This window comes from Scandinavium sp. UTDF21-P1B (assembly GCF_040750395.1).
Classification (GTDB): Bacteria; Pseudomonadota; Gammaproteobacteria; order Enterobacterales; family Enterobacteriaceae; genus Scandinavium.
Window position 1 is genome coordinate 1 of record NZ_JBFLVD010000004.1, and the last position, 658, is coordinate 658.

At 50.0% G+C, this 658-nt stretch carries 1 protein-coding gene; it reads left to right on the plus strand.

Going from position 1 to position 658, the window contains the following annotated elements:
- The coding region (locus AB1287_RS01700) for an IS3 family transposase (protein WP_435616761.1) at positions 1-640 on the plus strand (640 nt) is incomplete at its 5' end.
- Between the last annotated feature and the right edge of the window lie 18 nt (positions 641-658).

The window sequence follows — 658 nt, forward strand, 5'->3', positions numbered from 1 at the left end:
AGGGATTAACCGGGTCTGGCGGCTGATGAAGCGTGCCGGGATAAAGGCTCTGGTCGGGTATCGAAGCCCACGAGCGCATAAAGGTGAAGCCAGTATCGTGGTACCCAACAGACTCCAGCGTCGGTTCAACCCGGAAGCACCGGATGAACGTTGGGTAACGGACATAACTTACATCCGAACCCACGAAGGCTGGCTGTATCTGGCCGTAGTTGTTGACCTGTTCTCGCGCAAAGTTATTGGCTGGTCAATGCAACTCCGGATGACAAAAGATATTGTTCTGAATGCGCTGTTGATGGCCGTGTGGCGACGTAATCCCCAAAAACAGGTGCTGGTTCATTCTGACCAAGGTAGTCAGTACACAAGCCATGAGTGGCAGTCGTTCCTGAAATCACACGGTCTGGAGGGCAGTATGAGCCGTCGTGGTAACTGTCACGACAACGCAGTTGCAGAAAGCTTTTTCCAGCTACTGAAGCGTGAACGGATAAAGAAAAAGATCTACGGAACACGGGAAGAAGCACGCAGCGATATTTTTGATTACATCGAAATGTTTTATAACAGTAAGCGTCGGCATGGTTCGAGTGATCAGATGCCACCGACGGAATATGAAAAGCAATATTATCAACGGCTCGGAAGTGTCTAGATTATCCGTGGCGATTCA